Origin of the sequence: Curtobacterium sp. KBS0715, from assembly GCF_005938005.2 — a bacterium.
Lineage (GTDB): Bacteria > Actinomycetota > Actinomycetes > Actinomycetales > Microbacteriaceae > Curtobacterium > Curtobacterium flaccumfaciens.
Genome location: NZ_VCCA02000001.1, coordinates 1187929 through 1213102, shown reverse-complemented (window position 1 = coordinate 1213102; position 25174 = coordinate 1187929). Strand labels below are relative to the sequence as shown.

Annotated in this window: 28 protein-coding genes; 12 read left to right on the top strand and 16 right to left on the bottom strand. The window is 71.2% G+C overall.

Translation table 11 applies throughout. The annotated features are described in order from the left end of the window. Positions 1-71 precede the first annotated feature (71 nt). Positions 72-857 carry an SDR family oxidoreductase gene (locus FFG40_RS05905; protein ID WP_071405848.1) on the top strand — a complete coding sequence of 262 codons (786 nt, stop codon included), beginning with the start codon at positions 72-74 and terminating at the stop codon, positions 855-857. Between the two features lie 121 nt (positions 858-978). On the opposite strand, the gene FFG40_RS05900 is transcribed toward FFG40_RS05905, so the two are convergent. The 6 genes from FFG40_RS05900 to FFG40_RS05875 form a co-directional block, all read right to left on the bottom strand. After that, positions 979-1863, bottom strand: coding sequence for a VOC family protein (locus FFG40_RS05900; RefSeq protein WP_138802569.1), 885 nt, complete (start codon positions 1861-1863; stop codon positions 979-981). A gap of 223 nt (positions 1864-2086) precedes the next feature. Next, positions 2087-3178, bottom strand: a complete 1092-nt coding sequence (locus FFG40_RS05895; RefSeq protein ID WP_138802568.1) for a hypothetical protein — start codon at positions 3176-3178, stop codon at positions 2087-2089. Then, on the bottom strand, positions 3175-3777 hold the full coding sequence (locus FFG40_RS05890) for an ABC transporter ATP-binding protein (protein WP_138802567.1): 603 nt from the start codon (positions 3775-3777) through the stop codon (positions 3175-3177). Before FFG40_RS05890 ends, FFG40_RS05895 begins: the two co-directional genes overlap by 4 nt. After that, the gene (locus FFG40_RS05885; protein WP_138802566.1) at positions 3768-4811 is read right to left on the bottom strand and encodes a peptidoglycan-binding protein; all 1044 of its coding nucleotides are present in this window, start codon (positions 4809-4811) and stop codon (positions 3768-3770) included. The genes FFG40_RS05890 and FFG40_RS05885 overlap by 10 nt, the downstream gene beginning before the upstream one ends. Beyond that, complete coding sequence (locus tag FFG40_RS05880) at positions 4811-5374, bottom strand: hypothetical protein (RefSeq protein ID WP_138802565.1); 564 nt, start codon at positions 5372-5374, stop codon at positions 4811-4813. Before FFG40_RS05880 ends, FFG40_RS05885 begins: the two co-directional genes overlap by 1 nt. A gap of 43 nt (positions 5375-5417) precedes the next feature. Further along, positions 5418-5702 (bottom strand): hypothetical protein, encoded by a 285-nt coding sequence (locus FFG40_RS05875; protein WP_138802564.1) that lies wholly within the window; start codon positions 5700-5702, stop codon positions 5418-5420. Positions 5703-5805: 103 nt separating this feature from the next. Here FFG40_RS05875 and FFG40_RS05870 point away from each other — a divergent pair, with 103 nt between their 5' ends. Further along, positions 5806-6372, top strand: a complete 567-nt coding sequence (locus FFG40_RS05870) for a GNAT family N-acetyltransferase (protein ID WP_185974107.1) — start codon at positions 5806-5808, stop codon at positions 6370-6372. Positions 6373-6448: 76 nt separating this feature from the next. Here FFG40_RS05870 and FFG40_RS05865 read toward each other — a convergent pair whose 3' ends face one another. Further along, positions 6449-7966, bottom strand: coding sequence for a catalase (locus FFG40_RS05865; protein ID WP_138802562.1), 1518 nt, complete (start codon positions 7964-7966; stop codon positions 6449-6451). A gap of 95 nt (positions 7967-8061) precedes the next feature. Beyond that, positions 8062-8568: a Fur family transcriptional regulator gene (locus tag FFG40_RS05860; RefSeq protein ID WP_232750400.1), complete on the bottom strand. Its 507-nt coding sequence runs from the start codon at positions 8566-8568 to the stop codon at positions 8062-8064. Positions 8569-8737: 169 nt separating this feature from the next. On the opposite strand from FFG40_RS05860, the gene FFG40_RS05855 reads away from it, so the two are divergent. Together FFG40_RS05855 and FFG40_RS05850 are read left to right on the top strand one after the other, a co-directional pair. Further along, positions 8738-10051, top strand: coding sequence for an acyltransferase (locus tag FFG40_RS05855; RefSeq protein WP_138802561.1), 1314 nt, complete (start codon positions 8738-8740; stop codon positions 10049-10051). A gap of 166 nt (positions 10052-10217) precedes the next feature. Next, positions 10218-11039: a cytochrome c oxidase assembly protein gene (locus FFG40_RS05850; protein WP_138802560.1), complete on the top strand. Its 822-nt coding sequence runs from the start codon at positions 10218-10220 to the stop codon at positions 11037-11039. A 95-nt stretch (positions 11040-11134) separates the two neighbouring features. Here the strand turns inward: FFG40_RS05850 and FFG40_RS05845 are convergent, their stop codons facing one another. Together FFG40_RS05845 and FFG40_RS05840 are read right to left on the bottom strand one after the other, a co-directional pair. Continuing rightward, positions 11135-12679 (bottom strand): DHA2 family efflux MFS transporter permease subunit, encoded by a 1545-nt coding sequence (locus tag FFG40_RS05845; protein ID WP_027465025.1) that lies wholly within the window; start codon positions 12677-12679, stop codon positions 11135-11137. Further along, positions 12676-13284, bottom strand: coding sequence for a PadR family transcriptional regulator (locus FFG40_RS05840; RefSeq protein ID WP_163343268.1), 609 nt, complete (start codon positions 13282-13284; stop codon positions 12676-12678). The genes FFG40_RS05845 and FFG40_RS05840 overlap by 4 nt, the downstream gene beginning before the upstream one ends. Before the next feature lie 178 nt (positions 13285-13462). Here FFG40_RS05840 and purS point away from each other — a divergent pair, with 178 nt between their 5' ends. The 4 genes from purS to FFG40_RS05820 are packed head-to-tail and all read left to right on the top strand — an operon-like array spanning position 13463 to position 17747. Continuing rightward, a complete protein-coding gene (purS, locus tag FFG40_RS05835) occupies positions 13463-13714 on the top strand; it encodes a phosphoribosylformylglycinamidine synthase subunit PurS (RefSeq protein WP_017886272.1) in 252 nt (83 codons plus the stop codon). A gap of 5 nt (positions 13715-13719) precedes the next feature. Continuing rightward, the gene (gene purQ, locus FFG40_RS05830; protein WP_027465024.1) at positions 13720-14415 is read left to right on the top strand and encodes a phosphoribosylformylglycinamidine synthase subunit PurQ; all 696 of its coding nucleotides are present in this window, start codon (positions 13720-13722) and stop codon (positions 14413-14415) included. A gap of 17 nt (positions 14416-14432) precedes the next feature. Continuing rightward, positions 14433-16814 (top strand): phosphoribosylformylglycinamidine synthase subunit PurL, encoded by a 2382-nt coding sequence (purL, locus tag FFG40_RS05825; RefSeq protein WP_260678799.1) that lies wholly within the window; start codon positions 14433-14435, stop codon positions 16812-16814. A gap of 12 nt (positions 16815-16826) precedes the next feature. Beyond that, complete coding sequence (locus FFG40_RS05820) at positions 16827-17747, top strand: 2-hydroxyacid dehydrogenase (RefSeq protein ID WP_138802557.1); 921 nt, start codon at positions 16827-16829, stop codon at positions 17745-17747. A 27-nt stretch (positions 17748-17774) separates the two neighbouring features. Here the strand turns inward: FFG40_RS05820 and FFG40_RS05815 are convergent, their stop codons facing one another. Together FFG40_RS05815 and FFG40_RS05810 are read right to left on the bottom strand one after the other, a co-directional pair. Next, positions 17775-18863 carry a beta-propeller fold lactonase family protein gene (locus tag FFG40_RS05815; RefSeq protein WP_138802556.1) on the bottom strand — a complete coding sequence of 363 codons (1089 nt, stop codon included), beginning with the start codon at positions 18861-18863 and terminating at the stop codon, positions 17775-17777. Next, positions 18860-19183 (bottom strand): chorismate mutase, encoded by a 324-nt coding sequence (locus FFG40_RS05810; RefSeq protein ID WP_027465022.1) that lies wholly within the window; start codon positions 19181-19183, stop codon positions 18860-18862. The genes FFG40_RS05815 and FFG40_RS05810 overlap by 4 nt, the downstream gene beginning before the upstream one ends. A 60-nt stretch (positions 19184-19243) precedes the next feature. Here FFG40_RS05810 and FFG40_RS05805 point away from each other — a divergent pair, with 60 nt between their 5' ends. Further along, complete coding sequence (locus tag FFG40_RS05805; protein WP_051596616.1) at positions 19244-19648, top strand: DUF1304 domain-containing protein; 405 nt, start codon at positions 19244-19246, stop codon at positions 19646-19648. A 114-nt stretch (positions 19649-19762) separates the two neighbouring features. Here the strand turns inward: FFG40_RS05805 and FFG40_RS05800 are convergent, their stop codons facing one another. Continuing rightward, positions 19763-20755 carry an iron-siderophore ABC transporter substrate-binding protein gene (locus tag FFG40_RS05800; RefSeq protein WP_260678798.1) on the bottom strand — a complete coding sequence of 331 codons (993 nt, stop codon included), beginning with the start codon at positions 20753-20755 and terminating at the stop codon, positions 19763-19765. A gap of 73 nt (positions 20756-20828) precedes the next feature. On the opposite strand from FFG40_RS05800, the gene FFG40_RS05795 reads away from it, so the two are divergent. Further along, positions 20829-21695, top strand: a complete 867-nt coding sequence (locus FFG40_RS05795; RefSeq protein ID WP_185974106.1) for a shikimate dehydrogenase — start codon at positions 20829-20831, stop codon at positions 21693-21695. A gap of 20 nt (positions 21696-21715) precedes the next feature. Here FFG40_RS05795 and FFG40_RS05790 read toward each other — a convergent pair whose 3' ends face one another. The 3 genes from FFG40_RS05790 to FFG40_RS05780 are packed head-to-tail and all read right to left on the bottom strand — an operon-like array spanning position 21716 to position 23526. Then, positions 21716-22669 (bottom strand): SDR family NAD(P)-dependent oxidoreductase, encoded by a 954-nt coding sequence (locus tag FFG40_RS05790; RefSeq protein WP_138802554.1) that lies wholly within the window; start codon positions 22667-22669, stop codon positions 21716-21718. A 34-nt stretch (positions 22670-22703) separates the two neighbouring features. After that, positions 22704-23090 (bottom strand): YchJ family protein, encoded by a 387-nt coding sequence (locus tag FFG40_RS05785; RefSeq protein ID WP_027465017.1) that lies wholly within the window; start codon positions 23088-23090, stop codon positions 22704-22706. A gap of 10 nt (positions 23091-23100) precedes the next feature. Continuing rightward, positions 23101-23526, bottom strand: coding sequence for an organic hydroperoxide resistance protein (locus FFG40_RS05780; protein WP_027465016.1), 426 nt, complete (start codon positions 23524-23526; stop codon positions 23101-23103). 157 nt (positions 23527-23683) lie between these two features. Between FFG40_RS05780 and FFG40_RS17055 the strand changes: the two genes are divergently transcribed. Together FFG40_RS17055 and FFG40_RS05775 are read left to right on the top strand one after the other, a co-directional pair. After that, complete coding sequence (locus FFG40_RS17055; RefSeq protein ID WP_185974105.1) at positions 23684-24313, top strand: hypothetical protein; 630 nt, start codon at positions 23684-23686, stop codon at positions 24311-24313. 118 nt (positions 24314-24431) lie between these two features. Continuing rightward, positions 24432-25163 (top strand): SOS response-associated peptidase, encoded by a 732-nt coding sequence (locus tag FFG40_RS05775; protein WP_027465014.1) that lies wholly within the window; start codon positions 24432-24434, stop codon positions 25161-25163. Positions 25164-25174 lie beyond the last annotated feature (11 nt).

Genomic DNA, 25174 nt, shown 5'->3' with positions numbered 1-25174 from the left:
GTCACACGGGTGGCCGGTTCCGGCAGACTGGGTGCCGATCGGCGCGACGGAGCGCCGGACAGGAGGCACGCATGACGTCCGCACGACCACTCGCCCTGGTGACCGGGGTGGGTCGCAGAGCCGGCATCGGCGCAGCGCTCGCCACCCGGCTTGCGACCGACGGCTGGGACCTCGCCATCTCGTGGTGGGGACCCTACGACGACCGCGTGAGCGGCGGGGCGGACCCGGACGGGGTCGAGTCGGTGGTGCAGGAGTGCGAGGCGGCGGGAGCACGGGTGACGCGCCTCCCGGTCGACCTGGAGGACCCGGAGCAGGCGGCCGCACTCGTCGGCCGCGCCGAGGCGGAAGCCGGCGCCCCCGTCACCGCCCTCGTCATGTCGCACTGCGAGTCCGTCGACTCCGACTTCCGCACCACGACGGTCGAGTCGTGGGACCGCCACTTCGCCGTGAACGCCCGCGCACCGTTCCTGCTCGTACAGGCCTACGCGGCCGGGCTCGAGCGTGCCGGGGACGCCGCACCGCGCGACCGACGCCGGATCGTCGCGCTGACGAGCGACCACATCGCGTACAACCTGCCGTACGGGGCGTCGAAGGGCGCGCTCGACCGGATCGTGTTCGGCGCCGCGAAGGAGCTCGGCAGCCTCGGCGTCAGCGCCAACGTGGTGAACCCGGGCCCGAACGACACCGGCTGGATGTCCGACGAGGTCAAGGGGTGGGCCGTCGAGGGCACTCCGCTCGGCCGACTCGGACGCCCGTCCGACACCGCCGCGCTCGTCGGGTTCCTCTGCTCGGAGCAGGGCGCCTGGGTGAACGGGCAGCTGCTGAAGTCGGACGGCGGGATCTCGAACAGCGCCTGACGCGGGCGGCCGGGCAGCCGGGCAGCCGGCGCCGAGTCTCGGAGTCAGCGACACTTCTCGTGGCTGCGGGCGCGAGAAGTGTCGCTCAGCCCGAGTCTCGGCCGCCCTGCGGCGGACCGCGTCAGGCGCGACCGGGCGCAGTCACCTCGATGCGGTTCGCCCACGGGTCCTCGAACGCGACCGTTCGGCCGTCATCGGCGGTCTGCACCCCGGTGTCGTGCATACGCGACACGAGGGCGCCGAGGTCGTCGGCCCCCGGCACCTCGATCCGCACGAGTCCGAGCCCGAGGGCGAGCTGGCGACGCCCGGCGCCGCGGGAGTTCCAGGTGTTCATCGCCATGTGGTGGTGGTACCCGCCGGCGCTGACGAACAGTGCCTCGCCGAAGCCGGCGGTGGTCTCGAAGCCGAGGGTGTCCACGTAGAAGGAGCGTGCGGTGGCGACGTCGCCGACGGACAGGTGCACGTGGCCGACCTTGCCCGGGCGTGCCGCGGCGGTGTCCAGGGCGTCCTGCGTCAGGTGGGACTGCAGGAACGCGTTCGGGTCGACGTACTTCGTGTCCATGTCGACCATGCCGTGCGTCCACGACCACTCGGTGCGGTCACGGTCCCAGTACAGCTCGACGCCGTTGCCCTCGGGGTCGGTGAAGTAGAACGCGTTGCTCACCAGGTGGTCGGCGCTGCCCGTGAAGGTCTGCGGGAACTTCGTTGCGACGGAGTACAGCGCGGCGGCCAGGTCGGCCCTCGTGTCGAACAGGATCGCGGTGTGGAACAGGCCGGCGTCGTGCGGGCTGGCGTGCTGCATGGACGGCGCGTGCTCGAGGATCACGATCGGCACCGCCAGGCCACCGGCGCCCGGTCGCCCGAGGACGGCGACGCCGCCCTCCTTCGAGAGCAGCGAGAGCTGGACGCCGTCGCGGTAGTAGCCGATCATCCGGTCGAGGTTCGCGACGCGGAGGGTGACGGCACCCATCCCGGTGTCGGCGGCGAGGAGGTCCTGCGTGTGCATGGCACCAGTGTGCGCGCATTTAGTTGACGCGTCAACCAAATGGGCGTCGGTCGCCTGCGCCAGAGCGACAGATCCACGCCATCCCGGTGCGCGATACCCACCAAAGCGACAGATCTCTGCGAACAGTTCGAGGCGGTCTGTCGCTTTGGCGCACGGGGGCGCCCAGCAGACGGGGCGCGCAGGCGACGGGAGGCCCGGCGCGCGTCCGCCCCGCCGGCCGCGGTCAGCGGGAGCGGAAGTAGCGGTGCAGCGCGCGCTCGCGGATCGCGGCCGCGGCGAGCGTCCCACCGAGCAGCGCGCCCACGAGCCCGAGGGACGCGATCGCGATCGCCTCGCGCACGATCGGCAGCGCATCGTCGACGTCGAGGCCACGCACCGACACCACCGCGACGCTCGTCGCGACCACCGCCCCGACCGATGCCCAGACCAGGTGCTGCAGGACGACGCCGAGGACCTGCGCGCTCCGCGGTACCCCGACGTGCCGATCGGAGGCCAGGACGAGCCGACGCCGTGCGACCGCTGCCCCGCCGATCGTCAGCCCCACGAGGACCGCTGCGCCGAACGGGACGAGTACTGGCTGCCGCGCCGCGGGCGTGAAGACCGCGCCCAGCGTCGGGTTGAGCTGCCCGGCGGTCGGTCGGTCTTCACCCTCGGCCCCGCTCGCCGGCAGGACGGTGCGCCGGAGCATCGAGACCGTGTCGTCGCGCTGCGGCCACACCGTCGCCCAGCAGGCGTCGAACGGCGACCCGTCGTCCACCGTCGGCGCGAGGACCGCGTACTCCAGGTCGGGGTCCCGGCCGTCGTCGGGGTAGTCGTACACACCGGCGACTCCGGTGCCCGCACCGCCCGCCGTCACGAGGCGATCGCCGGCAGCAAGACCCAGGGTCTCGTGCACCGTGGGCGAGACGATCACTCCCGCGGTGCCGTCGGCATCGGAGCCGCCGAGCAGACCACGCACCCCGGCGGTCACCTCGTAGGTCGGGATCGCCGAGCCCGGCAGCGCGGCGGGGACGACGTCGACGTCGAGGCGCCGGAACGCACCAGACGCGATGACCCCTTCGGTGTCCACGAGCGCATCGCACACGCGGCCGTCGATCCGGCCCTCGGCCCGCTGGACGGTCGTCGCCGCACCGCTCGCGACGAACACCGCAGCCGCTCGGACGTCATCGGCGACCGCAACCGCGCGCAGGCCCACGACACCGCTGAGCAACACCGCGAGGACGACAGCGGACGTCGCTGCCCACGAAGCTCCGGAAGCGATGTCGCGCCACGCCTCCCGCCAGACCTCGGTCATCCGCATCCGGCGAGGGCTCATCGGTACCGCCCGAGGTCGAGCACTCCGTCGCAGGCGTCACGGGTCGCGTCGTCGTGCGTGGCGACGACGACGACCGTCCCCGACGCGGCGAGCGCACCGATCCCACGGTTCACCTCGATCGCGGTCGCCCGGTCGAGTTGCGCCGTCGGCTCGTCGACCAGCATCAGACCCGGCGCACTCGCGATCGCGCGCGCGAGCATCAGGCGTTGCGCCTCACCACCGGACAGTTCGGCGAACCGCGCGTGCGCCCGCGAACCGAGCCCGAAGCGCTCGAGGACCCCGAGCGCGCGGACGTCCGCGGTCCGACGATCCGCGCCCTGGGCGACGAACGGCAACGCGACGTGGTCGAGCACGCGGCGGCGGGCCACCCCGTACGGGTTCTGGAAGACCCAGAGCGGCCGACAGCCCGGCGGACGGACGGCGGCACCGCGCGTCGGACGGAGCATCCCGGCGAGGATCGCGAGCAGCGTCGACTTGCCGGAACCGCTCGGCCCGACGACCGCGGTCACGGTCCCCTCGGCGAAGGTGCGGTCGACGCGGTCGAACAGCACGGTGCCGTTCGGCCAGACGTGCCCGACGCCCTCGAGCGTCACCGACACGAGCTGGACCGGTCCGGCGCAACACGGATCCGGTCGAGCGTTCGTCCGCCGGGCACCCGGACGAACGACTGCCCGAGTTCCGATCCGAGCACCTCGACCCGGAGTGACCGCCCCGTCGTCGGTTGCACGCATGCCTGCGCGCCCACGAGGTCCCAGAGGGCCGTCGGTGGCACCACCTGGACGGTTCGTGGGCGGCTGAGCGCCCAGGTCGCGGCCACCGTCGGTGCGCCGTCCGCCGAAGCGACCGTCGCCGCGTACTCCGGCAGGGCGGTGATAGCAGCGAGGTCCGTCGGCGCGGAGACCACCCCTGCGGTGTCGATCGGGACGTCGGCATTCCCGATCCGCAGCACGCGCTCCCCCGGTGCCGGATCGACCGGGAGCGCCTCGATGCGCGCACCGCGGAGTTCGGCCGGGAGTTCGACGAGGACACCGTCGGCGCCGACCGCTGCCCCGACGACGGCCACGCACGCCAGGACCGAGTTCTCCGCGGCTGGCACCCATGCGAACGGGTCCCGCAGCACGACGTCGTCGGGCAGGTCGTCGCGGTCGACACCTCGGTCGACCAGGAACTGCTGCGCAGCGCGGAGCGTGCCCGGGCCGAGGACGCCGTCGATGCTCAATCCGGCACCGAGGCGCGCGAGTTCCCGCTGCAACCCCGTGACGTCAGCCCCACGGTCGCCGAGCTCGAGGTCGCGCCACAGCGGCTCGTCACTGGCGAGCGCGATCACCGGCCGCCCGTCGACCTGCGCGAAGACGTCCCCACTCCGCACGGGTGCCCCGGTCGAGCACGTCGACATCGTCACCGTGCCGGTCCGCGACGTCACGACCGCCCGTGGGGCACCGATGTCGAGTGCGAGCTGCACCTGTCGTTCGTCGGCATCGGTGCGCTCGGTCACCCGGACGGTGCTCGCGGGGGCCGCCGTCCTGAGTGCCGCCGGGACCTCGGCCGGCACAACGACCACGATGGCGGCGGCCGTCGCCGCTGCGACCACCATCGCCCCGAGCGCCAGGAGCGCGGCAGACGGGAAGCGCATCACTGCCGCCAGAGGCCGAGGGGGTCCAGCCGACACTGTACGGCTGCGGGATCCCACGGCGAGAAGGAGAAGTTCCCGTCGTCGTTCTGATCACGCCAGTCACGTTCGGTGTACGTGTCGTCGACGAGTTTCGCAGCACGGAGGCACGCGACAGTGATCGTTGCCTCGTCCTGCTTCTCCGGGTTCCGCCGGACCTCGTTGAACAGGTAGGTCACGTCGCTGTCGAAGTCCTTCGCGCACTTCGATTTCGAATCGTTCATGGCCGTGGCGTCTTCAGCCTTCCGCCCGGGGAGCGGCGACGCTTCGGACGTGCCGTCCTCCGCTGTCCTGTAGTCGTAGCCGAGATCTCGCATGCATGCGCTCATGCGGGCCTGCGCATCTGCGACCTCCCGCGCCGAGATCGTTCCGTCCGAGAGGATCTGCCGCTGGTACGGGCTGGTGTCGGCGGCTGATTCCGCGAACTCATCCGCCCACGGCCCAGCGTCGGAGAAGCCAGACGGATCGACGACCCGGGGGGCAGCATCTGCGGAGCCGCAGCCAGCGAGTGCCGTGGCGGCGATCACCCCGACGACCGTTGCTCCCCGCGCACGGTTCCGGATCACCGCGTCAGGCCCGGGTCATGCCGTACTGGGCGATGTTGGTCCAGCAGGCAGCCTGGTAGGACCACTTGTTGCCACCGACCACGTTCCCCCACTTCATCGTCCCGCTCCGCAGACGGTTGAAGTGCTGAGCGCGACCACACCCCGACTCGTTGAAGCCCGTGCTCTGCGTCACCTTCCGCCAGCACGTCGCAGCACTCGCCTCCGGCGCCGTCACGGTGTCGACCGCGATCCCGCCGCCCACGACACTCCCCAGCACGACCGCACCCAGTACGACGTTCCTGATCGACATCGATCTCCCCTTCGTTGCGACATCACCCCGATGTCACCGGTAACGTATTACCGGTCAGTGCGAGAACGCAACGACCGTCACCACATCCGTGCAGGATGGACCCGTGACTGACGACATCCGGTGGGAGGTGGTCGAGGAGAGCACGCTGTCGCTCCCCGACCACGAAGCGATCGCGGCGCTGCTCGGGCAGGCCTTCCCCGACTGGTCGCACTGGTACGTGGGCGGCCGGAGCTGGTCCGGCATGCAGCCGGAGCGCCGCGTGCTCGCGCACGACGCCGACGGGGTCGTCCTGGCCCACGTCGGCATCCGCCGCATGTACATCTCCGTCGGAGGCGAAGACGTGCTGGTCGGCGACACCGGCCTGGTCGCCGTGTCGCCCCGACTGCAGGGCACCGGCGTCGGCCGCGAGCTGATGACCCGCACCGCGGCGGTCCTCGAGGGACTCCGCGTCCCCTTCGGGTTCCTCGGGGCCGGCGAGGACCGCATCCCCTTCTACGCAAAGCTCGGCTGGCACGAGTTCCCCGAGGCCGTCGGCACCTTCTCGGCGTTCACCGCCGAGGGCGCGGGCGTCAGCAACACCGAGCAGGGCGGCTGGATGGCGCTGCCGGTGGCAGCGCAGCTCGAGGACTGGCCGGACGGACCGATCTGGCTGAACGGCCAGCAGGTCTAGACACAACGACCGACGGACAGGAGGCCCGGTACCAGCTGGTACCGGGCCTCCTGTCCGTCAGGTCGTCCAGCGGGGCTTACGCCTCGACCGCGACCTTCTCCGGGTCCTCGTTGGAGCCCGGCGCGCTCGGCGCGACCGCGGCGCGCACGCGCGCACCCAGGTCGGCGTCGACGTTCGTCCAGTAGGCGAACACGCGCTCGCGCAGGTCGTCGCGCGTCACCTTCGAGACGTGGCCGGCGATGTTGCCGACCAGGCGCTCACGGGCGGCGTCGTCCAGGACCTCACGGACGAGCGTGCCGGCCTGGCCGAAGTCGTCGTCCTCCGGGTGCAGGGTCGCGGCGGAACGCTGCAGCGCACCGTCAGACTCCCAGCCCGGGGCGTCGTCGGTCGCGTTCGGGTCGGCGTGCGCACCACCGAGCGAGTTCGGCGCGTACACCGGCACCTCGGACTTCTGGAAGTCGAAGCGCATGCCGCCGTCCTTCGAGTACGAGTGGACCTCGTTCTTCGGGGCGTTCACCGGGAGCTGGGCGTGGTTCGTGCCGACGCGGTACCGGTGTGCGTCCGCGTAGCTGAAGATGCGCGCCAGGAGCATCTTGTCCGGGCTCGCCGCGATTCCGGGCACGAAGTTCGAGGGGGCGAAGGTCGCCTGCTCGATCTGCGCGAAGTAGTTCTCCGGGTTGCGGTTGAGTTCCATCGTGCCGACCTCGATGAGGGGGTAGTCCGCGTGCGGCCACACCTTCGTCAGGTCGAACGGGTTGAAGCGGTAGCTGGCGGCGTCCTCGTAGGGCATGACCTGCACCTTGAGGGTCCAGCGCGGGAAGTCCTGACGCTCGATCGCGGCGTGCAGGTCACGGATGTGGAAGTCCGCGTCCTCGCCGGCGATGCGGTCTGCGTCCTCCTGCGTCAGGGTCTTGTGGCCCTGCTCGGTGATGAAGTGGTACTTCACCCAGAAGCGCTCACCCGAGGCGTTGATCCACTGGTAGGTGTGCGAACCGAAGCCGTCCATCTCGCGCCAGCTCGCCGGCAGGCCGCGGTCGCCCATCAGCCACGTGACCTGGTGCGCCGACTCGGGCGACAGGGTCCAGAAGTCCCACTGCATGTCGTGGTCGCGCAGGTGCGAACCCGGCAGGCGCTTCTGCGAGCGGATGAAGTCGGGGAACTTGATGCCGTCGCGGATGAAGAACACCGGGGTGTTGTTGCCGACGAGGTCGTAGTTGCCCTCTTCGGTGTAGAACTTCAGCGCGAAGCCGCGGGGGTCGCGCCAGGTGTCCGGGGAGCCCTGCTCACCGGCGACGCTCGAGAACCGGGCGAGCATCTCGGTGGTCTGCCCGGGCTGCAGGAACGCGGCACGGGTGAAGCGCGAGACGTCGTGCGTGACGGTGAAGGTACCGAAGGCGCCGCCGCCCTTGGCGTGCACGACCCGCTCCGGGACACGCTCGCGGTTGAACTGGGCGAGCTTCTCGACCAGGTAGTGGTCGTGCAGCGCGAGGGGGCCGTCGGCCCCGACGCCCATCGAGTGCTCGTCGCTCGAGACGGGGGCGCCGCTGTTGGTCGTGGTGGTCGGGGTGCCGGTCGGCGTGTTCTGGTCGGACACGGTTCCTCCTGGAGGTGGGACGTTGGTTCGGTCAGGGGTGCTCGGGTGGTTCGGGGTCCGGCGCGTCGTGCAGCCGGTGCGGTGGGCGGTCGCCGTCAGGCGGGCGTGGGGGCGCTGGGCGCCTGCGCGCTCGCGTCGGGCGCGTCTGGGTGGTCGAGCTCTGCGTCGTCGTGTTCCGCGTCGTCGCGCTCTGCCGCCGCGCAGCGTTCGCAGATGCCCCAGTAGGTGACCTCGGCGGTGGTGACCGCGAAGCCGTGCGTCTCGGACGGCGTCAGGCAGGGCGAGTGGCCGACCGCACAGTCGACGTCCTCGATCGCGCCGCACAGGGTGCAGACGATGTGGTGGTGGTTGTCACCGGTGCGGCGCTCGTACCGGGCAGGGCTGCCGGCCGGTTCGATGCGGCGGACGAGCCCGACGCCGGTCAGGGCGTTCAGCACGCCGTAGACGGCCTGGTGGCTGGTGGTCGGCAGCTCCACGGCGAGCGCGGTGACGATGTCGTCCGCGGTGGCGTGCGGCATCGAGTCCGTCGCGCGGAGCACCGCGAGTCGCGGGGTCGTGACCCGGAGCCCCGAGGAACGGAGCAGATCGGCGTCGGCGTCCATGCAGAGCCTTTCTTTTGCAGGAATCAAGACAACGCGTTCACTGTACACGAGCTTCTGCTGCCGACCAGCGAAGACCCACATGCCGCCACCGGCATACGAAGTGTCACGATCCGGTCGCGATCAGCTGGGACGACAATGGACCGACCGTTCCGCACGCTAACGTCCGGACATGTCCACGAGCCAGGGTCTGCCTGAACAGGCGAACAGCACCGCGGACGTCCGGGGGATCATCGCGAAGCGGGACCTGGTCGTCGACCTCATCCGGACGGCCTGCGTCGTCCTCGTCGTAATCGTGCACGTCACGATGGTCGGCGTCGCTGCCGATGACCAGGGGGTGCGGGTCACGAGCCCGCTGCAGGAACTCCCCTGGTACGTCGCCGCGACCTGGGTCGGGCAGGTGATGCCGCTGTTCTTCGTGGTCGGCGGGTTCGCGAGCGCCGTCGGCTGGCGCAGCACCGTCGCCCGTGGCGCGCCGAGCCCCGCCCGCGACTACGTGGCCACCCGCCTGGTGCGGCTGTTCCGGCCCGCGGTACCGCTGTTCGTGTTCCTCGCGCTCGGGCTCGGGGTCGCCACGGCCGCTGGAACGCCGCCGGAGCTCCTGGCCGAGGTCGCGTTCGGCATCGGTTCGCCCCTCTGGTTCCTGGCCGCCTACGGCATCACCCAGTGCTGCGTGCCCGTGATGATGCGCCTGCACGAGCGAGCACCGTGGGCCACCCTCGCCGTGCTGCTCGTGCTCGCCGGGGCGGTGGACGCCGTCCGTCTGGCCACCGGGGTCGCCGAGGTCGGGCTGCTCAACCTCGGGCCGGTGTGGCTCTTCGCGCAGCAGCTCGGCTTCCTCTGGGCAGACGGCTGGTTCGCGCGCCGGTCGAAGGTGCTCCTGCTCGGCATCGCCGTCGCCGCGTACGCCGTGCTCGTGCCGATGACCTCGGTCGGGCTCTGGGCACCGGACATGCTGCAGGACCTCAACCCGCCGATGCTCCCGCTGGCGTTCCTGGCGATCGCGCAGGCCTGCCTGGTCCAGCTCGTGCACGCTCCGCTCACCAGGCTGATGCGCACGCGGGCCGCACTCGGGGCCGTGTTCGTCCTCGGCCGCGACGGCATGACCATCTACCTGTGGCACCTGCCGCTGTTCATCGCGCTGAACGGGGTCGCCCTGCTCGTCGGGGTGCCGTTCCCGGCGCCGGGGTCCGGTCCGTGGTGGGCGTCGCGCGTCGTCGCACTCGTGGTGGTGCTCGCCGTCGCGATCGGGGTGGCCAGAGCCCTGCGCTGGTTCGACCGGCCACTCCCCCGGCTGCTGCCGTCGGCCGACCGTCCTTCGTGGCCGGTCGTCGCGTTCGCCGCCCTCTGCACGATCGGCCCGGCGTTCCTCGTGATGCAGCTGCACCTGTCGTTCGGGGTCGCGCTCGTCGGTGCCGTGGCCGTGCCGGTGGGCGTCTGGCTGCTGTCGCGGACCGTCCCGGCACGCGGGGTCGCCCGGATCTGAACCGGTTCTCACCGTCGCGGGGCCACGACGGACCCCCGCCGGACGTCGGGCGGACGGAGGATGGTTCCGGCGGTGCGAAGGACGAGTCCGCCTGATCCCCAGGAGGCTCCCCACGCCGTCGACACCCGAGTTCTGGAGCACCTGGCGGTTCGACCCCCTGGCGGCGGTGCTCCTCGTCGTCGCCGCGGTCGCCTACGGCCGGTGGGTCGTCGGCGCGGCGCGACGGGGTGCCCGGTGGCCGTGGTGGCGCACGCTCGCCTTCGCCACGGCGCTCGTGCTGTTCGGCGTCCTGCAGTTCGGCATCGTCGGCGTCGACGACGAGCGGTTGCGCTGGGCCTTCGTCCTGCGGGCCGCCCTGCTGTTCTTCGCAGTCCCCACCTTCGCCGCGCTCGGTGCGCCCGTCGCACTGCTCCGGATCGGAGGCCCGGCTCGCCTCGCGCAGGTCGCCGACGCGGTCATGGGGTCACGTCCGGTGCGCCTGCTCGGCAACGCGATCGTCGCGCCGCTGGTCGCGCTCGCGCTGTTCGCCGTCCTGCTCACCCCGTTCTCGGCGGTGATCCGGGAGTCCCCCGCATGGGCGGCCGTCATCACCGTGGCCGTGCCGGCGCTCGGGTTCGGCCTGCTCGCACCGCTGTCCGAGGTCGGCGTGCTCGTCTCGTCGACGTTCGCCACGGCCGAGTTCCTGCTGGCGTTCGTCGAGCTCGTCGTCGACGCGGTGCCCGGCATCGTGCTGCGGATCACGAACCACGTGCTCGACGGGTCCCTCGTGCCCGTGGTCGGGCGGGCCTGGTACCCGTCGCCGCTGCAGGACCAGCACCTGGCGGGCGACCTGCTGTGGTTCATCGCCGAGGTGGCGGACATCCCCGTGCTCGTCGCCCTGTTCATCCGGTGGCAGCGGACCGACCGCCGCGAGGCCCGGGCCGTCGACGCCCTGACCGACGAACAGATGGACGAGCTGACCCGAGCGCACCTGCAGCGCCGCGGCTGAGCGTCGGGGATGTCCCGCGTTCCACTTCGTGAGCAGCAATGGTCGGGTGCCCGAAGGCGACCCGACCATTGCTGCTCACGAAGTGCGCTCGTGCCCTACTTCGACGGAGCCCCCGCGGGCTCGGCGTCGGGCTGCGTGGTGACCGAGCCGGTCTGCTGCCAGGCGACGGTCTGCTTCGGCTTCGCCAGGAACAGCGCCGCGACGATGGCCACGATGAGCACGATCGCCGGCAGGTAGAGCGACTCACCCATGGCCTTGGAGAACGGCTCGAGCAGGAAGCCCGGCAGTGCGCCGACCTGCTGCTCCGCGCCACCGGCCGTGGCCCCACCGGACGACGCCGGGAAGTTCGCGGTGATCCGGGCCTCCATCAGGGCGGCGATGCCGGCGGAACCGAGCACCGCACCGATCTGGCGCGTGGTGTTGTAGACACCCGAGCCGGCACCGGCCAGCTTCGGCGGCAGGTTGCGCGTCGCCGAGACGGACAGCGGTCCCCACATACAGGCGTTGGCGAGGCCGAGGAGCGCGCTCGGCAGGAGCACCCAGCCCCACTCGGCACCGCTCGACAGCAGGGCGCCGAACCAGAACAGGCCGACCGAGAAGCAGGCGAGGCCGAACGAGGCGACCCAGCGCGGGTTCCAGCGGTTCAGGTTCTTGCCGACGATCGGCGCGAGCGCGGCGGACAGCACGGCCTGCGGCACGAGGAGCAGTGCGGCCTGGGTCGGCGAGAACCGCAGGACGTCCTGCGCCCACAGCATGATCGGCAGCGCGAACGACGCGATCGCGACACCGACGGCGGTGATGGCGACGTTGGCCAGCGTGAAGTTGCGGTCCTTGAACAGGCCGAGCGGCAGCAGCGGCTCACCCTTCTGCACGCCCTGCCAGACGACGAAGCCGGCGAGCACCACGAGGCCGACGATGATGAGCGACCACACCGAGATCGGGCCGGCGATGACGCCCCAGTCGTAGGTCTCGCCTTCCTGGATGCCGAAGACGAGCAGGAACAGGCCCGCTGCCGACAGGAAGATGCCGAGGTAGTCGAAGCGGTGTCCGTGACGCTCGAACGACGGCACGAAGCGCTGCGCGAGCACGAACGCCACGACACCGACGGGGACGTTCACGAAGAAGATCCACTCCCAGCCGAAGCCGTCGACGAGCAGGCCGCCCACGATCGGGCCGACGAGCGACGCGACACCGGCGACGGCGCCCCAGAGGCCCATGGCCGCGCCGCGGTTCTGCGGCGGGAAGATGCGCGTGATGACCGACATGGTCTGCGGGCTCATCATGGCGGCGCCGAGGCCCTGCACGACGCGGGCGACGATCAGCACCTCGATCGAGCCGGCCAGGCCGCACCACAGGCTGGCGAGCGTGAAGACCACGAGGCCGATCTGGTACATGACCTTCGGGCCGAAGCGGTCGCCGAGCCGGCCGGTGATGAGCAGCGGCACGGCGTAGGCGAGCAGGTAGGCGCTCGTCACCCAGATCACGGAGTTGATGTCCGCGTCGAGCTTCTGGGCGATGGTGGGGGTGGCGACCGACACGATGGTCGAGTCGACGAGGATCATGAAGAACCCGACGACGAGTGCCCACAGGGCAGGCCACGGCTTCTTCTCGGTCGTCCGCGGAGGCGTGACGGTGGTCATCGAGTGGTTTCCTTGCTGTTCGTGGTGGTGTCTGCGGACGCGACGGAGGCGTCCCAGGAGATGTGGCCGGCGGCGATCCGGTCGGCCGTGGCGGCGAGCCACTCGATCTGCGTCGTGAGCATGGCACGCACGTACGACACGTCGAGCCAGTACCGCTCGGGCAGGTCCTTCGCACGGACGACCCCGAGGATCTCGTCCGCCTCGTCGCGCTGGGCCCGGAGTGCGACGGCCCGTGCCCGGAGCGCGGACTCGGCCTCGTCGACCGACAGGTTCTCGATCTCGGCGACGGCCAGGTGGAAGACGGGGTACTCCTCGGCCGGTTCGGCGATCAGCCGGACGAGCCCGTCGTGCAGGGCCGTCCATCCGTCGTCCGTGATGGCGTAGGTGGTGCGTTCCGGACGGTTGCCCGCCCGGTCGGTCCCCACGATCTCGGCGAGGCCGAGCTCCACCAGGCGGCCGACCTGGTGGTACAGGGTGCCGGGCCGGACCTTGACGTTCCGGCCGTCCCGGCGGTGCGTCATCGTCTGGAACATCTCGTAGGGATGCGTCGGCCCCTCGGCCAGGAGCCCGAGCGCGGCGAACGCGAGTGGCGTGAGCGACGGCACACGAGCCTCCAGTCCGCTTGTTCGTTGTTGACTATTCGAACTGGAATATACGCGTTGGAACAGACGTGAGCAAACGCACAGCAAGAGCCGGTCTGGAGGCCCGGGGCCGTCCCGGCGTGTCGCGCGCGCCCCGTAGACTGGTCGCGTCCCCCCACCCCTGAAGTGCTGGAGAGAACACGTGCCAACGATCGTCGTCGAGGTCATGCCCAAGGCCGAGATCCTCGACCCCCAGGGGAAGGCCGTGGGCAACGCCCTGGCCCGCCTCGGCAAGGCCGACCTGACCAACGTCCGCATCGGCAAGCGCTTCGAGGTGACCGTCGACGGCCCCGTCGACGACGCCAAGCTCGCCGAGGTCCGTGACATCGCGGCCGACGTCTTCTCGAACGCGGTCATCGAGGACGTCGTGTCCGTGACCGTCGAAGGCCAGTGACCCGGATGCGCATCGGCGTCATCACGTTCCCCGGCTCGCTCGACGACCGCGACGCCCAGCGCGCCGTCCGTCTCGCCGGCGCCGACCCCGTCGCCCTGTGGCACGGCGACCACGACCTGCAGGGCGTCGACGCCATCGTGCTGCCCGGTGGGTTCTCGTACGGCGACTACCTGCGTGCCGGCGCGATCGCCGCGAAGGCCCCGATCATGGCCGAGGTCATCGACGCCGCCGGCAAGGGCATGCCCGTGCTCGGCATCTGCAACGGTTTCCAGATGCTGGCCGAGGCCCGTCTGGTCCCCGGCGCGCACACACGCAACGCGCACCAGCAGTTCATCCGCCGCGACCAGAAGCTCCGCGTCGAGACCACCGCGACCGCCTGGACCTCCGGCTTCAGCGCCCAGCAGGAGATCACCATCCCGCTGAAGAACGCCGACGGCCGCTTCGTCGCGGACGCCGACACCATCAAGCGCATCGAGGACAACGGCCAGGTCGTGTTCCGCTACGTCGGCGTGAACCCGAACGGCTCCATCGACGACATCGCCGGCGTCTCGAACGAGCGCGGCAACGTCGTCGGCCTGATGCCGCACCCCGAGCACGCGACCGAGGCCGGCTTCGGCCCGGACACCCCCGCTGCGATGGCCTCGGGCACCGACGGCCTGACCTTCTTCACCTCCGTGATCGAGCACGCGCTCGTCAAGTGACAGGGAACAACGACACCGTGACGACACCCGTTCGCCCGAAGCCCGACACCGTGCAGGACGCGGCAGCCACCCCCGACAAGGAGCAGCCGTACGACGCGCTGGGCCTGAAGCCGGACGAGTACACCCGCATCAAGGAGATCCTCGGCCGCCGCCCCACCTCGGGCGAGCTGGCGATGTACTCGGTGATGTGGAGCGAGCACTGCTCCTACAAGTCCTCGAAGAACTACCTCCGTCAGTTCGGCAAGAAGGTCACGCCGGAGATGACGAAGAACCTGATGGTCGGCATGGGCGAGAACGCCGGTGTCGTCGACGTCGGCAACGGCTGGGCGGTGACCTTCAAGGTCGAGTCGCACAACCACCCGTCCTACGTCGAGCCGTACCAGGGCGCGGCCACCGGTGTCGGCGGCATCGTCCGCGACATCATCTCGATGGGCGCCCGCCCCGTCGCCGTGATGGACCAGCTCCGCTTCGGTGCGATCGACCACGAGGACACCGCACGCGTCGTGCACGGCGTCGTCGGCGGCATCTCGTTCTACGGCAACTGCCTCGGCCTGCCGAACATCGGCGGCGAGACCTACTTCGACCCGGTGTACCAGGGCAACCCGCTGGTCAACGCCCTCGCGGTCGGCGTGCTCCGCCACGAGGACCTGCACCTGGCCAACGCGTCCGGTGCCGGCAACAAGGTCGTCCTGTTCGGTGCCCGCACCGGCGGCGACGGCATCGGCGGCGCGTCGATCCTGGCGTCCGACACCTTCACCGAGGGCGGCCCGACCAAGCGCCCGGCCGTGCAGGTCGGCGACCCCTTCGCCGAGAAGGTCCTGATCGAGTGCTGCCTCGAGCTGTTCCAGAAGGACCTGGTCGAGGGCATCCAGGACCTCGGCGCCGCGGGCATCTCCTGCGCCACCTCGGAGCTCGCGAGCAACGGTGACGGCGGCATGCACATCTCGCTCGACGACGTCCTGCTCCGCGACCCCACGCTCACCGCCGAAGAGATCCTGATGTCGGAGAGCCAGGAGCGCATGATGGCGGTCGTCCGCCCCGACAAGCTCGACGAGTTCCTGAGCGTCGTCGGCAAGTGGGAGGTCGAGACCAGCGTGCTGGGCGAGGTCACCGGCACCGGCCGACTCGTCATCGACTGGCAGGGCCAGGAGATCGTGAACGTCGACCCGCGCACCGTCGCCGTCGACGGCCCGGTCTACGACCGCCCGGTCGCCTACCCGACCTGGATCGACGCGCTGCAGGCCGACACCGCCGCCTCGCTCGACCGACCCGCCGACGGCCCCGCGCTGAAGGCACAGTTCCTCAGCCTGCTCGGTTCGCCGAACCTGGCGTCGAAGAACTGGGTCACGAACCAGTACGACACCTACGTGCTCGGCAACACCGCGCTGTCCTTCCCCGACGACGGCGGCATGATCCGCGTGGACGAGGAAACGGGGCTCGGTGTCGCCATCGCCACCGACGCGAACGGCCGCTACTGCCAGCTCGACCCGAAGCAGGGTGCACGCCTGGCCCTGGCAGAGGCGTACCGCAACGTCGCCGTCACCGGTGCCGTCCCCGCCGCCGTCACCGACTGCCTGAACTTCGGCTCCCCCGAGAACCCCGAGGTCATGTGGCAGTTCTCCGAGGCGGTCGAGGGGCTGGCCGACGGCTGCATGGAGCTCGGCATCCCGGTCACCGGCGGCAACGTGTCGTTCTACAACCAGACCGGCTCGACCCCCATCCACCCGACGCCCGTCGTCGGCGTGCTCGGCATCATCGACGACGTCGCCAAGCGCGTGCCGTCGGGGTGGCAGGACGACGGCCACAACATCTACCTGCTCGGCACCACGAGCCTCGAGCTCGACGGCTCCGCGTGGGCCGGCACCGTGCACGGACACCTGGGCGGGCGTCCGCCGGCGGTCGACCTCGAGCGCGAGAAGGCCCTCGCCGAGCTGCTGTACGCGGCGTCCGGCGAGCAGCTGCTCACCAGCGCGCACGACCTGGCGGACGGCGGCCTCGGCCAGTCCCTCGCCGAGTCGGTGCTCCGCTTCGGCATCGGCGCCCGCGTGGTCCTCGACGAGCTCGAGACCCGCGACGGCATCGACACCGCGACGGCCCTGTTCTCCGAGTCGACCGGTCGCGTCATCGTGACCGTCCGCCGCGAGGACGACGTGCGGTTCCAGGGCATGTGCGACGGCCGGGGCTTCCCGGTGCTGCGCATCGGCGTGACCGACGCAACGTCGAGCACGCTCGAGGTCCAGGGCGCGTTCGAGGCCACGGTCGACGAGCTGCGCGGCACCCACGCCGCGACGCTGCCGGCCCGCTTCGGCGACGTGATCGTCGAGGACGTCACCGAGGGGTACGTCGGCCGCGGGCCGCTCGACTCCGACGGTGCCTTCTCGCCGCGCACCGACGCCTAGGCCGGGTCGCGGATGCCGATCGTCACCCTGCCCTTCGCCGAGCTCGTCGACCGGTTCGGCCCCGTGCCGGACGGCATCGAGCTGGACGTCTGGGACGTCGAGTCGCCGTACGGTCGCCCGGACGACGTCGCGATCACGTTCTTGCCGTTCTACTTCGAGGGGCGGCACCGCTGGCAGTTCGTGCACGACCTGCCCGAGCTCCAGCTGCTGCAGCTGCCGAGCGCCGGGTACGAGCACGCCGTCCCGCACGTGCCCGGGCACGCGCAGCTGGCGAACGGTCGCGGCATCCACGACGACGAGACCGCCGAGCTCGCGGTCGGCCTCGCGCTGACGTCGCTCCGTGAGATCTCGGCGTTCCAGGTCGACCGTGCCAACGGCGTCTGGGACGCCCGCGAGACCCGATCGCTCGCCGACCGCCGGGTGACCGTCGTCGGCTACGGGGCGATCGGGTCCGCGATCGCCACCCGGTTCGAGGCGTTCCGCACCGAGGTGACCGTGGTCGCCCGGACCGCCCGCGAGCAGGACGGCCGGCACGTGCACGCGTTCGGCGAGCTGCCCGAGCTCGCCCCGACGACCGACGTGCTCGTGCTCATCGCGCCACTCACCGCCGAGACCGAACGCCTGGTCGACGCGGAGCTGCTCGCGGCACTGCCGGACGGCGCCCTCGTGGTGAACGTGGCGCGCGGCAAGGTCGTCGACACGGACGCCCTGGTCGCCGAGCTGCGGTCGGAGCGGCTCTTCGCGGCCCTCGACGTCACCGACCCGGAGCCCCTGCCCGCCGGACACCCGCTCTGGACGACGCCGAACACCGTGCTCACCCCGCACGTCGGCGGCAACACCGACCTGAGCGTGCCGCGGTCGATCGCGCTCATGCGCAAGCAGGTCGCCGCGCTGGCCGAGGGTCGCCCGTTCGAGAACCTGATCGAGTTCTAGCGCGCTGCGGCTCCGAACACGCCGGCGTCAGAGCGGGACGACGCAGGTCGGGGTGCCGACCGGGATCTGCGCGACGGCTTCGCCGGGCATGCCCTCGGCGTCGAGCGGCAGCACGGCAACGGCGTCGGACATCTGGTTCGCCACCAGGACGAACCCGGGCACCCGCGCGAAGTGCCGCGGCCAGACCCCACCGCAGGGCACCGACCCGACGACGGCGAGCCCGCCGTCACGTGCGTCGAGCACCACGAGCAGGTCACGCCCGCGCACCGCCACGTACGCGCGGCCGGCCTCGTCGACCTCGATGTGGCTGAGCAGCGACTCCCCCACGGCACCGTCGAACGTGGGCACGGCAGCGATCGTCAGGAACGACCCGGAGTCGTCACGGCGCAGGCGGTGCACGTGCCCGTCGAGTTCACCGGCGACGAGCAGGTCACCGTCGATCCAGGCCATGTGCCTCGGGCCGGCGCCGGGTGTCACGTGGTGCAGACGGAGCGCCTCGATCGCGGGGACCCCGTCGGCCGACACCGTGACGCGGAACTCGTGCAGGGCATCGCCGCCGAGGTCGGCGACGAGCACCGTGCCGTCCGGGGTGGCGATCGACTGGTGGGCGTGCGGGCCGTCCTGGCGGTCGTCGTCAGGACCCGTGGCGTCGGGCAGCACGGCGACCGCGACGGCTTCGGCCGGCACGGAGCGCTGGTCGGCGTCCCCGTGCAGCACCACGCCGTCGCTGGCGGTCACCGAGGCGGCGTGCGACTCGGCCGGGGCGAGGGAGATCGCCGTGACCGTACCGGAGACGTAGTTCGTGACGACGAGCGCGCCCGAGGGGTCGACCCGCACGTGGCACGGGGCGTCTCCGCCGGCGGGGGCGTCCCACAGGTGCTCGAGTGCGCCACCCTGCAGCCGGAAGGCCGACACGGCGCCGTCGTTCGTCTCGGAGACCGCGTAGACCCGGTCACCCGAGACGGCGAGGAACGAGGGGTCGTCGAGCACCGCGACGGTCCGGGGTGCCGGGACGGCTCCGATCGGTCCGGCGTCGACCAGCGAGATGCCCGTGGCGTTCCCGCCGCCGGTCGCCGTGTACGACCCGATGAGCAGCGACGGCAGCTCGGCGCTCATTCGTCGCGGCCCGCGATGCGCTCGTGGTGGTGGATGACCTCGGCGACGATGAAGTTGAGGAACTTCTCGGCGAAGGCGGGGTCGAGGTGGGAGTCGGCGGCGAGCGACCGGAGCCGTGCGACCTGGATCCGTTCGCGGTCCGGGTCGGCGGCCGGCATGCCCGACTCGGCCTTCAGGTGCCCCACGCGCTGCGTGTACTTGAAACGCTCCGCGAGCATGTGGATGACGGCGGCGTCGATGTTGTCGATGCTCTGCCGGATGCTCCGCAGTTCGGCGACGGCGCTCGCGTCGGCCTCGGTCGGGGTGACGTCGTCGTTCATGGTCCGAGCCTACTGGCGGACGTGCAGCGGAACCCGGCCCGCTGCTGCGAGAATGTGCACATGTCGGTCCTGCTGGTGATCTCGGGTGTCTGTGCGGTCCTCGCGGGCCTCATCCACGTGTACATCTTCTTCCTCGAATCGGTCATCTGGACCAGTCCGCAAGCGCGCCGGATCTTCGGCATCGCTTCCGAGACCGAAGCCGTGGCGACCCGCTCGCTCGCGTTCAACCAGGGCTTCTACAACCTGTTCCTGGCGATCGGGGCGATCCTCGGCGTCGTGCTCGTACTTGCCGGCAACACCGTGAGCGGCTGGACCCTCGTGGTGTTCTCGACGGCGAGCATGCTCGGTGCCGCGGTGATCCTGCTCGGCTCGGGTCGCAAGTACGTCAACTCCGCGTTCAAGCAGGGCACGCTCCCCCTGATCGCGCTGCTCTTCGCGCTGCTGGGCTCCACCATCGGCGTCTAGCCCCGCTCCTCCTCCCCCGAACTGCGAAAGCGACAGGGTGCCACCGGACATCGGCGGCACCCTGTCGCTTTCGCGGTACTGACCGGTGGAACCGGCCAGCAGCGACGACCAGCCCTAGCCGAGCTTCTCCTCGAACTGCGCCGGCAGCTTGTCGAGCGCCCACTCGATCGCAGCCGTGGTGCCCATCGAGAACGCCGACGAGACGTCCTTGTCGTCGAAGACGATCGCGTGCCCGGCCTCGACCGACGGCACCTTCTGGAACAGCTTGTTCGACGAGGCCTCTGACGCGTCGACGTAGATCGGCAGGATCAGCGTCAGGTCCGCGTCGAGCAGGTCGAGGTTCTCGTCGGACAGGTGCACGGAGAACTCCTTGCCGGCCTGCTCGTCGATGGCCTTGGGGATCTCGAAGCCCAGGTTCCGCATGAAGGTCGAACGGCTGTCGGTGGAGGCGTACGCCCCGAAGCCCTCGGAGCTGTAGGCACCGACGACGGCGGCCTTGCCCTCGAAGTCCGGGTGCGCCTTGCGTGCTGCGGCGTACGCGTCGTCGAGGCCGGAGAGCAGCTTCTTGCCCTCGGACTCCTTGCCCAGCGCCTTCGCGATCATGGTCGTCTGCTGCTCGGTCGAGGCGAGGTAGTTCTCGCCACCCTTCGGGATCGCGACGGTCGGCGCGATCGCGGACAGCTTGTCGTACCGCTCCTTGTCTCCCGAGGACTTCACGTCGAGGATGAGGTCGGGGTTGAGCTTGAGGATGTCCTCGTAGCTCGGCTCGAGCGTCTGGATGATCTTCGGCGACTTGTCGTACGCGCCCTTGAGCCACGGACCGACACCGTCGCCGCCGAAGGCGAGCCAGTCGCTCGCACCGACCGGCTGCACGCCGAGCTCGAGCGCGGTCTCGGCGTCGCCCCACCCGAGCGCGACGACGCGCTTCGGTGCCGACTCGATGGTGGTGGTGCCGAGGCCGGTCGTGATCGAGACCGGGAACGCGGCGTCGGACGACCCCGACGACGCCGAGTCGGTCGAGGAGCCGGAGCCGGACGCGCATCCGGCGAGGACGAGGGACGCTGCGACGACGGCGCCGGCTGCGGCGAGCACGCGTCGGAGACGCAAGGGAGAACTGTTCACGAAGGGTAGCCTAACCTAACGGGGTGCTCAGGATCACGGCTGGCTAGGCTGGGTGACCGTGGCGTTCAACGATCCAGGCCGCACGCACCTCGCGGTGCTCGGCTCCCCCATCGCGCACTCGCTCTCGCCCACGCTCCACGCAGCGGCCTACGATGCGCTCGACCTGCCCTTCACCTACGGGAGGCACGAGGTCGCGTCCGGCGAGCTCGCCGCGTTCGTCGCGGGGCTGGGTCCGGAATGGCGTGGGCTGAGTCTCACGATGCCACTCAAGCGCGAGGTCCTGCCGCTGCTCGACCGCACCACCCCGCTCGTCGACGAGCTCGGGGTCGCCAACACGGTCGCGTTCCGCCTCGAGGGCTCCACGCTCGTCCGAGCCGGCGCGAACACCGACGTGCAGGGACTCGTCCGCCCGGTCGAGGCGCTCGGACATTTGCCCGGCGAGGCCACGATCCTGGGCGGCGGAGCCACTGCGGCGAGCGCCCTGACCGCTGCCGTGCGGCTCGGGGCGTCGCTCGTCCGGGTGTTCGTCCGTGACACCGCGAAGACGCGTGCGCTGGTCGACCTGGCCGTCCGGCTCGGGGTGACGCTCGAGGTGCACCCCCTGAGCGAACTCGCCGGCACGCACCACGGGTTCGTCCTCTCGACGCTGCCGGGTGGTGCCGCCGACCCGCTCGAGTTCCGTCCGTCGGGGCCGGACGCCGTGCTGTTCGACGTCGCCTACGAACCGTGGCCCACCGTCGTCGCCAGCCGGTGGACCGACGCCGGTGGCCGTGTGCTGAACGGCCTCGACATGCTCACCGAGCAGGCGATCGGGCAGATCCGGTTCTTCCTGACCGGTGACGAGGACGAGATTCTCCCCGACGAGGCCGGGGTCCGCCGGGCGATGCGCACCGCGGTCGACCTGCCCGCCGTCATCGGCAGCTAGCCGGCGCCGGCAACCCTCACTCAGCGGCGGGACCGCGCCTCGGCGTCGAGCAGCGCGACGGAGACGTCCCACAGGCGATCGGCCTGGTCCGGATCGAGTGCCCAGGGCAGCACCCCGTGCAGGCCGTCCTCGATCCGCTCCACCACCGCTGCTTCGTGGCAGTCCTCGAAGTACCGACCCGTGACTCCGTCGAGTTCCGGTGCGGTGGCGAGCAGGACCGAGGTCGCGGCTCCCTGCTCCGGGGACTTCACGGCGTCGGCCGCGGCGATCTTCGTGGCGGCCAGGACCTCCGGGTCCCAGTGCTTCTGCAGCCCGGTCCAGATCCCGCCGGGCATGAGGGCGTTCGCGGTGATGCTGTCGGCGGCCCACCGGCGGCTGGCGGCGACGGCGAACAGCACGTTGGCGGTCTTCGACTGCCCGTACGCGAGGCCGGGCTCGTAGCGACGCCGGCGGAAGAAGAGGTCGTCGAACACGACGGGCGAACCACCGTGTCCGCTCGACGACACCGAGACGATCCGTGCTGAACCCGAGGCGGCCAGGGAGTCGTGCAGCCCGAGCGCGAGGGCGAAGTGCCCGAGGTGGTTGGTCGCGAAGTGTGACTCCCACCCGGCGGGCGTGTACGACTCGGGCGCGTCCATGATGCCCGCGTTGGCGACGAGCACGTCGAGCGGCCCCGACCACGCTGCGGTGAAGGCCTCGACGGAAGCCGGACGGTCCAGGTGCAGCTCGACGACGGCCGGTGCTTCCGTCCCCGTCGTCCGGGCGATGTCGTCCGCCACCCGTCGTCCGGCATCGATGTCCCGCACCGCGAGCGTCACGCGCACCCCGGCTCCGGCGAGCGCTCGGGAGGTCTCCACGCCGATGCCGGACGCAGCACCGGTGACGACCGCCGTGCGCCCCGTCAGGTCGAGGCCGTCGACGACCTCGGCGGCCGTGGTCCGGTTGCCGAAGCGGGTGAGGTCGCGTGCGGGCATGTGGGCTCCTGTCAGCTGGCGTGGTGCGCAGTCGTCAGGCGACCACGCCGTCCACGTAGAACCATCGTCCCTGCTCGCGGACGAAGTCGCTCGTCTCCTCGAGCGTGCCGCGCTCGTCGTCGGAACGCCACCACGCGCGGAACGTGACGGTGCCGTGGGAGTCGAACGGGCCTCCCGAGGTGGTCGCCAGCACGTCCAACCGGGTCCAGCGCTGGGTCGGGTCCAACTCGAGACCCGCCGGGCGGGTGCGCGGGTGCCAGGTGAGCAGCAGGTACTCCGGCAGGCCCAGCGCGAAGGCGCTGAAGCGGGAGCGCATGAGCCGTTCCGCGGTCGGCGCCACGGCCCCGGCGTGCAGGGGGCCGCAGCACTCCCCGTAGGGGTTGCCGCTCAGGCAGGGGCAGCGCGTCGTGTCGGTGACCACCGGCGGAACGCTAGTCGACGATGGACAGCGTGACGGTGATGTTGCCGCGGGTGGCGTTCGAGTACGGGCAGATCTCGTGTGCACGCTCGGCCAGGCGCTGGCGCTGCTCCTGCGGGGCGTTCGGGGCGTAGACGTCGAGCTCGACCGCGAGACCGAAGGCGCCGTTGCCGGTGCCGCCGATGCCGACCTCGGCGGAGACCTCGGCGCCGGTGGTGTCGACCTCGAGCTCCTTGCCGGCGGCGTGCAGGGCGCCGAGGAAGCACGCGGCGTACCCGGCGGCGAAGAGCTGCTCTGGGTTCGTACCCTCGCCGCTGCCGCCCATCTCCTTGGGCGGACGGGTGTCGAGGTCGAGCCGGTCGTCCTCGCTGCGGACGTGTCCGTCGCGGCCGCCTCCGGTGGCGTGGGCAGCGGCGGTGTAGACGATGTCGAGACTCATGGTCCGAGGTCACCGTGCTCGCCTGGACGAATCCTGAGCGGCAGCACCACGTCGCGGGTGCGATGGCTCGGGGCGGGGAGCGCTCGGGCGTGTCCGGGTGGGGGCTGCGGAGGCGAGCGTCCGGGCACCCGGCACCCTCAGCGGGTAGACATGATGGATGTTCATGCTCGGCTGGCAGGTCTTCCGCCGGCACGTCACGGACGTGCTGGATCCGGCACGCGTCCGTCGCGCTGCCCGGTGGTCCGGTTTCGCGGCGGTCGTCGCGCTGGCCGGCATGGCCGTCCTGGAGGCCCGGGTCGACTGGACGGGGACCACCCCGGTCCGCAGTGTGGTCGCGATGGTACTCCTGGCGCTCGGCGTCGGACTGCTCACCTTCGCGTGCATCCCGACGTGGGGGCCGCCGGACCCCTCGACCACGATCAACGGCCGGCAGGTGCGGCCCTCGTGGCAGCTCGCGGCGCGGGGCGCCACGCAGCTGTACGTGCAGCGTCGTCCGGTGCCGGTCCTGCCGGAACACCGCGACATCGTCCGCACCGACACGGTCCTGCTGCGGCGGGGGCTGATCGGCACGCTCGCCCGCGTCACACCGTTGCTCGGTTCGGGTGTCGTCGCCGTCCTCGGGGCGTTCGTCCTCGGGCTCGTCAGCTGGTTCCACGTGCTCTGGATCGCGGTCTACGCAATCGGGCTGTCGGAGTACTTCGTCCACCTCGGCCGCTCCGAACGAGCCCGCCTGGCCGCCGAGTCCCTCGAGCCCGTCCCCGAGGCCCCCGCACGCCCGATCGAGTGAGCAGAAGACGTCGAGTCGCGCAGCCGCACCCGACGTCTTCTGCTCACTGGGCGAACCGACGAGCCCGAGGCGCACCCCGACGCGCACCACTGTCGGCGGTGGCGGGCACACTGGGCGCATGTGTGGAAGGTTCGTCGTCTCCGACACCACGGCTGATCTGTTGCCCGAGCTCATGGGCGAGCTCGCCGCCCGGACCGAGCACGTCGACGAGGACACCGGCGAGGTGCACCCCGGCCTCGCCCCGAGCTGGAACGTCGCCCCGACCGACCCCGTGTACGCCGTCCGCCAGCGGCACGGCGAACGGGAGCTGCCGCAGATCAGCTGGGGCTTCGTGCCGAGCTGGGCGAAGGACTTCCAGAAGCAGCGCCCGAAGCCGATCAACGCCCGCATCGAGACGGTCGCGACGAGCGGCATGTTCAAGCGGGCCTTCGCCACGAACCGCTGCATCGTCCCGGCGCAGGGGTACTACGAGTGGGTGGTGCGCGAGGACGGCAAGGAACCCCACTTCGTGCACGAACCCGGCGGCGCCCTGGCGATGGCCGGCGTCGTGAGCGCCTGGCCCGACCCCACGAAGCCCGAGGGTGACCCGGACAAGTGGCGGCTGTCGCTCGCGATCATCACCCGTGACGCCCACGTCGCTCCGGGCGAGGTCCACGACCGCATGCCGGCGTTCCTGACGCCCGACGGCTACGACGACTGGCTCGGCGGCGACCTGCACGCCGACGACCTGCTGGCCCTGCTCGACCACGAGTCGCTGACGGTGGCCGCGGGCCTCGCGCAGTACGAGGTCTCCCGCACGGTGAACAGCGTGCGGAACGACGGACCGCAGCTCATCGCGCCCGTCGCGTAGGCGGTCGCGCC

Coding starts and splice junctions, on each gene's coding strand:
- FFG40_RS05905 (WP_071405848.1), top strand. CDS start 72: ATGACGTCCGCACGACCACTCGCCCTGGTGACCGGGGTGGGTCGCAGA.
- FFG40_RS05900 (WP_138802569.1), bottom strand. CDS start 1,863: ATGCACACGCAGGACCTCCTCGCCGCCGACACCGGGATGGGTGCCGTC.
- FFG40_RS05895 (WP_138802568.1), bottom strand. CDS start 3,178: ATGAGCCCTCGCCGGATGCGGATGACCGAGGTCTGGCGGGAGGCGTGG.
- FFG40_RS05885 (WP_138802566.1), bottom strand. CDS start 4,811: ATGCGCTTCCCGTCTGCCGCGCTCCTGGCGCTCGGGGCGATGGTGGTC.
- FFG40_RS05875 (WP_138802564.1), bottom strand. CDS start 5,702: ATGTCGATCAGGAACGTCGTACTGGGTGCGGTCGTGCTGGGGAGTGTC.
- FFG40_RS05860 (WP_232750400.1), bottom strand. CDS start 8,568: ATGGACGCCGACGCCGATCTGCTCCGTTCCTCGGGGCTCCGGGTCACG.
- FFG40_RS05855 (WP_138802561.1), top strand. CDS start 8,738: ATGTCCACGAGCCAGGGTCTGCCTGAACAGGCGAACAGCACCGCGGAC.
- FFG40_RS05845 (WP_027465025.1), bottom strand. CDS start 12,679: ATGACCACCGTCACGCCTCCGCGGACGACCGAGAAGAAGCCGTGGCCT.
- purQ (WP_027465024.1), top strand. CDS start 13,720: ATGCGCATCGGCGTCATCACGTTCCCCGGCTCGCTCGACGACCGCGAC.
- FFG40_RS05820 (WP_138802557.1), top strand. CDS start 16,827: ATGCCGATCGTCACCCTGCCCTTCGCCGAGCTCGTCGACCGGTTCGGC.
- FFG40_RS05815 (WP_138802556.1), bottom strand. CDS start 18,863: ATGAGCGCCGAGCTGCCGTCGCTGCTCATCGGGTCGTACACGGCGACC.
- FFG40_RS05810 (WP_027465022.1), bottom strand. CDS start 19,183: ATGAACGACGACGTCACCCCGACCGAGGCCGACGCGAGCGCCGTCGCC.
- FFG40_RS05805 (WP_051596616.1), top strand. CDS start 19,244: ATGTCGGTCCTGCTGGTGATCTCGGGTGTCTGTGCGGTCCTCGCGGGC.
- FFG40_RS05790 (WP_138802554.1), bottom strand. CDS start 22,669: ATGCCCGCACGCGACCTCACCCGCTTCGGCAACCGGACCACGGCCGCC.
- FFG40_RS05780 (WP_027465016.1), bottom strand. CDS start 23,526: ATGAGTCTCGACATCGTCTACACCGCCGCTGCCCACGCCACCGGAGGC.
- FFG40_RS17055 (WP_185974105.1), top strand. CDS start 23,684: ATGTTCATGCTCGGCTGGCAGGTCTTCCGCCGGCACGTCACGGACGTG.
- FFG40_RS05775 (WP_027465014.1), top strand. CDS start 24,432: ATGTGTGGAAGGTTCGTCGTCTCCGACACCACGGCTGATCTGTTGCCC.